Origin of the sequence: Mesorhizobium sp. M0633 (assembly GCF_040320645.1) — a bacterium.
Lineage (GTDB): Bacteria > Pseudomonadota > Alphaproteobacteria > Rhizobiales > Rhizobiaceae > Mesorhizobium.
On the sequence record NZ_JAMYQC010000073.1, the window covers coordinates 1 to 9,355 of the forward strand.

Annotated in this window: 6 protein-coding genes and 1 riboswitch; of the genes, 3 read left to right on the forward strand and 3 right to left on the reverse strand. The window is 60.8% G+C overall.

Features of this window, described 5'->3' with window-relative positions; translation table 11 throughout:
* Positions 1-1,831: phosphomethylpyrimidine synthase ThiC (gene thiC, locus NKI47_RS34080; protein WP_352596047.1), on the reverse strand; the 1,831-nt coding region annotated here is incomplete at its 3' end.
* A gap of 104 nt (positions 1,832-1,935) precedes the next feature.
* A riboswitch (TPP riboswitch) is annotated at positions 1,936-2,052 on the reverse strand.
* A 182-nt stretch (positions 2,053-2,234) separates the two neighbouring features.
* Positions 2,235-3,779, reverse strand: coding sequence for a Fic family protein (locus NKI47_RS34085; protein WP_352596059.1), 1,545 nt, complete (start codon positions 3,777-3,779; stop codon positions 2,235-2,237).
* Positions 3,780-4,928: 1,149 nt separating this feature from the next.
* Between NKI47_RS34085 and NKI47_RS34090 the strand changes: the two genes are divergently transcribed.
* The 3 genes from NKI47_RS34090 (at position 4,929) to NKI47_RS34100 (ending at position 8,339) form a co-directional block, all read left to right on the forward strand.
* On the forward strand, positions 4,929-5,384 hold the full coding sequence (locus tag NKI47_RS34090; protein ID WP_352596050.1) for a YybH family protein: 456 nt from the start codon (positions 4,929-4,931) through the stop codon (positions 5,382-5,384).
* A gap of 518 nt (positions 5,385-5,902) precedes the next feature.
* Entirely contained in the window at positions 5,903-7,900 is a 1,998-nt protein-coding gene (locus NKI47_RS34095) for a conjugal transfer protein TraG (RefSeq protein ID WP_352596053.1), read from the forward strand.
* Positions 7,884-8,339: a CopG family transcriptional regulator gene (locus tag NKI47_RS34100; protein ID WP_502896939.1), complete on the forward strand. Its 456-nt coding sequence runs from the start codon at positions 7,884-7,886 to the stop codon at positions 8,337-8,339. The genes NKI47_RS34095 and NKI47_RS34100 overlap by 17 nt, the downstream gene beginning before the upstream one ends.
* 55 nt (positions 8,340-8,394) lie before the next feature.
* On the opposite strand, the gene NKI47_RS34105 is transcribed toward NKI47_RS34100, so the two are convergent.
* A complete protein-coding gene (locus NKI47_RS34105; protein ID WP_352596056.1) occupies positions 8,395-8,733 on the reverse strand; it encodes a hypothetical protein in 339 nt (112 codons plus the stop codon).
* Positions 8,734-9,355 lie beyond the last annotated feature (622 nt).

Sequence of the window (9,355 nt, forward strand, 5' to 3'; positions counted from 1 at the left end):
ATGGCTCATGCGCCTGTGGCGAAAGCGGTGCGCCGGTCTCGTCCGCCGGCACGTAGAGATCGCCGCCCTCGCGGTATTTCGCCGCCATCGCCGCCATGCCCTCCTTCTGCGCTTCGGCGCGGATGTCGTGGGAAATTCGCATCGAGCAGAATTTCGGTCCGCACATCGAGCAGAAATGCGCCAGCTTGTGCGCCTCCTTGGGCAAGGTTTGATCGTGGAAGGACCGCGCTGTTTCGGGATCGAGCGACAGGTTGAACTGGTCCTCCCAGCGGAACTCGAATCTGGCCCGCGACAGCGCGTCGTCGCGGATCTTCGCCGCCGGGTGACCCTTCGCCAGGTCGGCGGCATGCGCCGCGATCTTGTAGGTGATCACGCCGGTCTTGACGTCGTTGCGATCGGGAAGGCCGAGATGTTCCTTGGGCGTGACGTAGCAGAGCATGGCGGTGCCGAACCAACCGATCATCGCCGCGCCGATGCCGGAGGTGATGTGGTCGTAGCCCGGCGCGATGTCGGTCGTCAGCGGGCCAAGCGTATAGAACGGCGCCTCGCCGCAAACGGCGAGTTGCTTGTCCATGTTCTGCTTGATCTTGTGCATCGGCACGTGGCCAGGCCCCTCGATCATCACCTGGCAATCCTTCGCCCAGGCGATCTTCGTCAGCTCGCCAAGCGTTTCCAGCTCGGCGAACTGCGCCGCATCGTTGGCATCGGCGATCGAGCCGGGACGAAGGCCGTCGCCGAGCGAGAAGGAGACGTCATAGGCGCGGCAGATGTCGCAGATCTCCGCGAAGTGCTCGTAGAGGAAGCTTTCCCGGTGATGGTGCAGGCACCATTTTGCCATGATCGAGCCGCCGCGCGAGACGATACCCGTGACCCGGTCAACGGTCAGTGGGATGTAATGCAGCCGCACGCCGGCATGGATGGTGAAATAGTCAACGCCCTGTTCGGCCTGTTCGATCAGCGTGTCGCGGTACACCTCCCAGGTCAGATCCTCGGCAATGCCGCCAACCTTCTCGAGCGCCTGGTAGAGCGGCACCGTGCCGATCGGCACCGGCGAGTTGCGGACGATCCAGTCGCGGATGTTGTGGATGTTGCGGCCGGTCGACAGGTCCATCACCGTATCGGCGCCCCAGCGGATCGCCCAGACCATCTTTTCGACCTCTTCGGCCATCGAGGAGGTGACAGCGGAGTTGCCGATATTGGCATTGATCTTGACCAGGAAATTGCGGCCGATGATCATCGGCTCGCTCTCTGGGTGGTTAATGTTGGCGGGAATGATTGCGCGTCCGCGCGCCACCTCATCACGCACGAAATCCGGCGTGACGAAATCGGGCAGTGTCGCGCCGAAAGCCTCGCCGTCGCGCTCAAGCTTGCCGTGCAGGATCTCGCGACCAAGGTTCTCGCGGATGGCGGCGAACTCCATTTCGGGTGTGATGATGCCGGCGCGCGCATAGGTAAGCTGAGTCACCGCCTTGCCTGACTTGGCCCTCAGCGGCCGGTTACGGACTGGAAACTCCGGCGTCAGGCGCTCGCCTGCGGCGAATCCGTTGTCTTCCGGCCGCACGTGGCGGCCGTCATAGGCTTCGACATCGCCCCGCGCCGTAATCCATTCGTGGCGAAGCCGGGCAAGGCCGTTTTCGATGCTGGTTTCGACAGTCGGGTCTGTATAGGGGCCGGACGGATCGTAGACGGTGACGGGCGGTTCGCCGGCCGTCGGATGGACGGAGATTTCGCGCATCGGTACCCTGATCTGCGGGTGGATGGCACCGGGCTTGTGGATTTTTCGTGAGGCGGGCAGCGGTCCCGTCGAGACGGCGGGGGTGAGGGCATTCATCTTGAGGCTCCTTTGCTCGTTGCATTGGAGACCCAGTTCTGTGCCGGGAGGATGAAAAGACGCTTCTGTCGACCTGCCGAAACAGGATCTCGGGCGTAAACTCCCGCAAAGCGCTTGCACCGTCCCTACGCCAGTATGAACTGGATCAGGTTCAACGGGTCACTGCGCCGCGAATGCCAGCAGTATCTCAGCCCCTTGCCGGGACTCCCCTGGTGAATGCGTGAGGTTGGACGGGACGGCTCCGGTTTGTCAAGCGCGTTCTGGCCGCGGCTGATCGGCCGCCGGTCAGACCGTGCGGAAAAAATCGTGCATGTCTCGGCGACAAGTCAAGCGTCGGAGATGAAGGCAGGGACAAGGGAATCGCAAACCGTCGGACTAAAAATCGATCCTGATGATCACACCTTCAATGGGGACCAAAGGTTTGCGCGTAGATCGCCTCGATTCTTCCTACCTCGTCATTGGTCAGCGCGGCGAATTCCTTTTCGCGCGCGCGGTTCGATAGATGTCCATCATTCTGGTGAAGAAAACGGAAGAGCAGATCGATCAACCGCTCGGGCATGTCGATAAAGGCGTCCACCTGCTGCCGGAACTGATCGTAGCGCTGCAGAAATGCGGTTTCCTCGGGAAGGTCCCGTTCGATCGTCCGCTGAACGCAGGCATAGAGGAATTCGGCGTGCGGGGTTGCATCGAAGAACCGGTAGAAATCACCGGTGTCATTCAGCACCCGGACGTTGAATTGCGGCGTCGGTTCCCATTCCACCAACGGCAGAAGGCGCTGCGAATAGCTCTCGAGCACGCCCCTGTACTCGTTGATCTGGTCCAGGATCGCGGCCGAGACGGGAAAGACAACTCCCGGCGGATTGAAGCCGCGCATGGCAAGGACGTGGTGGATTAGGTAGCGGTGAATGCGGCCGTTTCCGTCCTCGAACGGGTGAATGTAGACAAAGCCGAAGGCGAGGATTGCGGCGGCTACGACTGCATCAAGGTTTTGCGCGGGGCCCTGATCGAACGCCGCCATTCCATCAATTAGCCGCGGCAGGTCCTCGGGCCGAGCGCTGATGTGATCGGGCAAGGGCGTGCCGTTGTCTCGGTCATGCTCACCGACGAAACCTCCTTCTTTTCGGAAGCCAAGTCTTACGAAACGGGCGTCGCCAAGTACAATTCTTTGCAGACGCAGCAGCTCATCGCGATTGATCGGCCAGCGGCCGGATTCGCCGATGGCGCGGCCCCAGCGCTGGATGCGATCTTGCGGCGGGTGCTCGCCCTCGATCGCATAGCTTGATCGCGAGTCTTTGAGCAAAAGAAAGGCGGCGGTCCGAGCAAGAAGGTCGCGCGGCACGTCCGCTACGATTGCCTCCGCGCGCCGCGGTAGTTCAAGGCCGATGAATTTTTCGAGAATCTTGGTGCGGAACACCAGAGGGCAGAACTCACGCGTGCCGGGGAGATTGTCCCTTACGCGGTAGCGCGAAGCGGTCTTGTCGGGTCCCGGCCACTGCAGCTCGGGATCGACAACCGGAATGTATCGTCCGGCCTTCGCGTCCGGCAGATCGATACGCGCGCCCCTCAGCCATTCATATAAAAACCAGATGCGTCGGGCATAACTGCCGGTCGGGCTTTCACGGACCAGCGCCTCGATCGGCGCGGGACCGGTCACTTGGAACAGCCGCTTGAGGACGGCAAGGTTCAGTCCCTCGTACTTGAGCGCAAAGGTCAGGTGGCCTTCGAGGGTAGGATTTGGGGCATGGCGGGGGGTCATGATCCGCCAGCCATCCCGTTCGGTAATGCGATGATGCTCGCCCGTGGCGAACAACCTACGGGGCAAGGGCACGGCGAGCCTGTAGGCTCCGATCAGGGCGCTGTACCCGGCCGGGGTCGCCGTTTCAGGAAGGCGGATTTCCTGAAAAACGGTAACAGGACCTGAAAATTGGTGCTGTTGCACCGCAGGCATGAAAAGCGAATCCTTCCATCGAATTTTGGTTAGTTCGGGCCAAAACCTATGAAAAATGATCCTATCCCATGAAAATTGATGCCACAAGACAAATTTTCCGAAAACCGATTCTAAGACGGTGCTGAAGTCGATCAAGCAAGAACTCCGCCACCGGCTCAAGGAAGCGACTTCAGACAAAAAGGTGAGTCCAGGAACCGCCATTCGCCCGTCTGTTAGTCACGAGGCCGGCACGGATGGCCCGCCTTACGTCGAGCCGGATTGCTCGAGGAGCAGCGCGCCGTTCGGGGCTCACTCATAGAGCGCTCCGGCGCGCGATCCCGATTTGATAGCCGCGATCACGCTCGCGACTGATCTTGGTGACGTGGCGGCGTCGGAGTAGAAAAGTGATGCAGGATCTCGGTGGCGTCGTGTGTGTGTGTGTGTGACCTGAAATGAGTTCTCTACGGTATGGGGGGCGGCACGCAGCGCGCGCGTCTTCTCGGCAAACAGATCGACGAAGCGGCACCGAAGGGAAGTTCCCGGCATTCATTCTCGCCATCGCTGCCCCAATTTGCCGACCGGACTGCCGATCGATCTCGGCCAATACCTTGCGCGCGCAAGGGCCGAAGCTGAACTGGGCGGCACCTGCTCATTCGGGAGCTAACTCATGCTTGGCGCGCTAGCCCGAGAGAGCTGTGCCTGATCGAATGCGTGAAATCGTAGCTCGGGGTGGAGAGGCTGACGCGGTCATCTGTCACCCGCCTTCGGGCTGTAACGGAAAGCGCGACATCGTCTCCAATGCTCGTTCCCCACGTCGAGGGCCCAGCGGCTTGGCTGCGGGGGGACTGTCAGCTAGTGGCCGCTGGGCCTTGACGACCAGCGAGCGTAAGAGGAGGCCCTGTGCTGGCTGACGAAAACTTGCGAGCAAAGCCGCGGAAAAGCATCATTCGAACGAATTCTTTCGTCGAGACGAGGAGGCAGTGAGCGGTAGCCGCCGCTTTGAAGCTCTCCGGCAGCTGCTACGCTGGTCGTTCAGAGGGTCGCAGCTGCGCTTGCGCCGTCATATCAGATAAGTCTAATATAATCCGCGCCTGGCCATCGAACGCCGCGGCGCCCTCGGGTCGGCGCTATTCATCGGGTGGGCATGTCGGGCACGCAAGGGAGGACGAAATGAGACTGGTTCAGTCATTTGCATTTGCTGCTGTGCTGCTTCTTTCGTCTGCATTGTCTGCGGCCCCCCACTCGGCTCGTGAGGACATCGAAGCGGCGTTGGTAAAATTCATGGACGCCTTCAACAGCGGAAACGCAGCAGCGGTAGGTCAAATGTATACCGACGATGCCGCCCTGCTGCCACCCGACGGCAAACGCATCGATGACCGCAAGGGCGTGGAAGAATTCTGGCAGGGCGCAATCAAGGCCGGGATGAAGAATCTCACCCTGAAGGCGCTGGAAGTGGAAGGGAGCGGGAATCTCGCCTACGAAGTTGGCGCATTTACGCTCAGTGTGCCGAGCAAAGGCGGTGCCCCTTCCACCGTTGCGGGCAAGTACATTGTCGTTTGGAAAAAAGGGGACGACGGGACATGGCGCCTGCATCGGGACATCTGGAACTTAGGTGCGGCCGAATAGATTCCGCGACCCGTGAGGCCGGCGCGGCTTGCAACAGTTCCAACGAAAGTCCATGGCAATAGCTGATGTGACTGAATTGATTAACAAAATTGAACAGACTTGATGGGTCTGCTCATCGAGTCGGCTCTGGATCTATCGCGCTACCGATCAGGGAGGCGGTAAGATTCGAGCTCAGCAGAACGGCTGACCACCACTTGCCGGGACTAGAGTGTTCTCCGGCTCGGCGCGCCGCTGAGGACTCTTGTTCATTTGGTCATGCGCAATCCGTGGTTCTCCAAGAACCCGTCCATCTCGTCGAATGCCATCTGAGCCGAGACAACTAACTATCATTGGGCAAGTAGCGGCTCAACGGCTCCAGAAGAAAGCAGCCCCCCTATGCTCGTTCAACATTCGAGATCGCATCGGGCAAGTCTTTCCACGTCCGGGTACGCCATGCTGCTTCGACCGCCCCTTTTTTCTTGCGAATTTAGGAATTCGAGCTTTTCGGTTGTTCCGATCATCCATTTGGGAAACGACCGATGCCGGCAAGCAAGGTTTTATGGGGCCAGATCCTCACCGCCTTTCTGATCGTCGTCGCGACAACATGGGGAGCAACACAGTGGACGGCAGGGCGGCTCGGCTTTCAAAGCCAACTCGGTCCGCCGTGGTTCGAATTGGCTGGACAGCCCGTTTACCCGCCGCCAGCCTTTTTCTGGTGGTGGTTTTTCTACGACGCCTACGCGCCGAAGGTCTTCCTGGAGGGCGCGGCGATTGCGGCGAGCGGAAGCCTCATGGCTATCGTCGCAGCGATCGGGATGTCGCTGTGGCGGGCGCGCGAGGCAAAGGATACCACGACTTACGGCTCGGCGCGCTGGGCGACGCGAGACGAAATCAAGGCCGCTGGGATGATCGGTCAGGATGGGGTGATCCTGGGTATGTTGGGCCGACACTATCTGCGCCACGACGGTCCGGAACACGTGCTATGTTTCGCACCGACCCGAAGCGGCAAAGGCGTCGGCCTGGTCGTACCGTCACTACTGACCTGGCCGGGTTCGGCAATCGTCCACGACATCAAAGGCGAAAACTGGGAACTGACGGCCGGATGGCGGGCTCGTTTCGGCCAGGTGCTTCTGTTCGACCCGACCAATGCTGGATCCGCAGCCTACAATCCTCTGCTGGAGGTGCGACGGGGCGAGTGGGAAGTTCGAGATGTGCAGAACGTGGCGGATGTCCTGGTCGACCCAGAAGGCACATTGGAACGCCGCAACCACTGGGAGAAGACCAGCCATGCGTTGCTGGTCGGCGCAATACTGCACGTGCTCTATGCGGAGAAAGACAAGACCCTCGCAGGCGTGGCGAACTTCCTTTCCGATCCAGAGCGGCCAATCGAGGCAACGCTGCGCGCCATGATGCTGACGCGGCATTTGGGTGATGCAGGCCCGCATCCCGTCGTGGCGTCGGCTGCTCGGGAACTGCTTAACAAGTCCGAGAACGAGCGTTCCGGCGTGCTCTCGACGGCCATGAGTTTTCTGGGCCTCTACCGCGATCCAGTTGTGGCCAAGGTGACGTCATGCTGTGACTGGCGGATCGCAGACCTTGTCGAGGAGGCACGGCCGACGACGCTCTATCTGGTCGTGCCGCCATCGGACATCAGTCGCACAAAGCCGCTGATGCGACTCGTGCTTAACCAGATCGGCCGCAGGCTCGCCGAAGATCTTCACGCGAAGGATCACCGGCAGCGTCTTTTGATGCTGCTGGACGAGTTTCCCGCGCTCGGCAGGCTCGATTTCTTCGAAAGCGCGCTGGCCTTCATGGCCGGGTATGGCATCAAGTCGTTCCTGATTGCACAATCGCTCAATCAGATCGAGAAGGCCTACGGACCGAACAATTCCATCCTCGACAATTGTCATGTGCGGGTGAGCTTCGCCACGAATGACGAGAGGACGGCCAAGCGCGTCTCAGACTCTCTGGGGACCGCGACCGAGTTGCGCGCCATGAAAAACTATGCGGGGCACAGATTGTCGCCCTGGCTCGGGCATCTGATGGTGTCGCGGCAGGAAACGGCGCGTGCACTGATGACGCCGGGCGAGATCATGCAGCTGCCGCCTACCGAGGCGATCATTATGATCTCGGGCCAGTTCCCAATCCGTGCGAAGAAGGCACGCTACTTTGCCGACCCGCGTCTTGCCGAGCGTGTCTTGCCGCCACCAAGGACCGGAGGGACAACGCAGAACGCTCGCTCTGACGACTGGACCAACACGACACTTCTTGCTGAGCCGGAAGGCAAATCTCGCAAGCTGAGGCTTGCCAGGGATCAGCAGGACGAGGATCCGGCCAATGGCGGCATTCGCCGCCAGCCCGAGCTTCCCGAACACGAAGACATCGCGCCGGAACGAACGCCACGCTGCGACGATGAGTTCGACCTCGACAGGGACGAGCCCGACGATGACGCCGTTCGTCGCCGCAGTGTCGATCAAGCCATGAGACGCGCAGCTCGTCAGGCCGCCCTTGACGCCAATGATGGCATTGAGCTTTGAGCGCATGAAGAACGCCAAGAAAAAACGTCTCTCTGCCTATCTTGATCCTGACGTGATGAACGCGCTGGCAGACTACGCGGAGCGGCGCGAGGCCTCGCTGTCACTGGTTGCCGAGGCTGCGCTCGCGTCGTTCCTGTCGCCGGATGCCGAAGAGCGAAAGCAAGCCGCGATCACTCGACGCCTCGACCAGATCGATCGACGTGTGCAGCGTGTCGAACGCGACGTCGGAATTGCTATTGAGACGCTCGCATTGTTCGTCCGGTTTTGGCTCAATTCGACCCCAGCCTTGCCGGAATCCGCTCAGGCCGAAGCCCGCGCGAAGGGTTTGCAGCGCTACGACAATTTCGTCGATGCGCTCGGTCGCCGGCTCAGCAAAGGACCAAGGCTCAGGCAAGAAATAGCCGACGATGTCCCGCCAGCGCCGCCAGCGACTGGATGACCTGCCGGCAAGACAGTGCGCTTCAACAGCCCAACCCCAGTGCCCGATTTCCGAGCTATTTTGCGCAGCTGATGCCCATCAGATCACCTTTCATCGGAGCGGCGGGCCTCGGCAAGGTTATTGCCAGCGAAACCGGACATCGGGCCACGATCGATGCCCAGGGCTTCTTCTTAGGCGCAGTAACTTTGAAATAAATCCTGCCGGCAGGCGTTCCAGCATGGCGGGCGGCGTTGCCGGAGGCCCAATGCCCGACGAATACAATGACATCGTCATCCAAGGCCACGAAGCATCGCCACTTCGGGAGGAGGAGTATTTCGTCCTCTGCCCGGCGTGCGGTCAGGCGTTCGACATCAGGTGTATGGCAGAGGCGCTTCATCACAACGACCTGGGCCACGAGCCCTACGACCTTGACTCGTAGGCAGTTACCGACGAACGTCGAGCCTGGTCGAGACCCACACCGAGGGTAAGTTCTCGCTCATCTGGCCGGCGTTGCCGTCTGATCGGCTTACAACGAATCCCCGTCGCAAGGGCGGAGCTTCGCCGGCGCGCTATGTCGTGACAGATACCTTGCGGCCTTTCAGCGACGACTTGATTGCCGATGCGGTCGCGGCCGTCACCGACGGGGTTGTTGACCCAGGGGAGGGCGCTTACTCCACCGCAACCATGTCGCCCAGTTCCGTCGCGACGCTCCGAAGCAGACCTGTTGCCGGCATCGGGGTCCGGGACGAACATGTGATCTCCATAATGGGTACGAGCCGGAGCCCATCGCGATTGAAACTGCTGACCGGCGATCAGGCGCTCGTTGCAGAGAAAGATTACGATCGATCGCGATGCCCGCGTTGCCTTCACCCGAAATGTTGCTGGGCGCCTCCTTCGACAGCGCGCACATGCGACACGTCCTGGCCGGGCGCGCCGCCTGTTGCCGAGAGCGACGATCGCGAATCCGAACGCTGGACGGCAGGTGAGGCGCGGTTGCGATAGGCCAGGTCTGACTTGCTTCACCAGTAATCCGAAGA

Bases quoted from the DNA above. Each gene is read 5' to 3' on its own strand.
- NKI47_RS34085 (WP_352596059.1), bottom strand. From the start codon at position 3,779: ATGCCTGCGGTGCAACAGCACCAATTTTCAGGTCCTGTTACCGTTTTT.
- NKI47_RS34090 (WP_352596050.1), top strand. From the start codon at position 4,929: ATGAGACTGGTTCAGTCATTTGCATTTGCTGCTGTGCTGCTTCTTTCG.
- NKI47_RS34100 (WP_502896939.1), top strand. From the start codon at position 7,884: ATGGCATTGAGCTTTGAGCGCATGAAGAACGCCAAGAAAAAACGTCTC.
- NKI47_RS34095 (WP_352596053.1), top strand. From the start codon at position 5,903: ATGCCGGCAAGCAAGGTTTTATGGGGCCAGATCCTCACCGCCTTTCTG.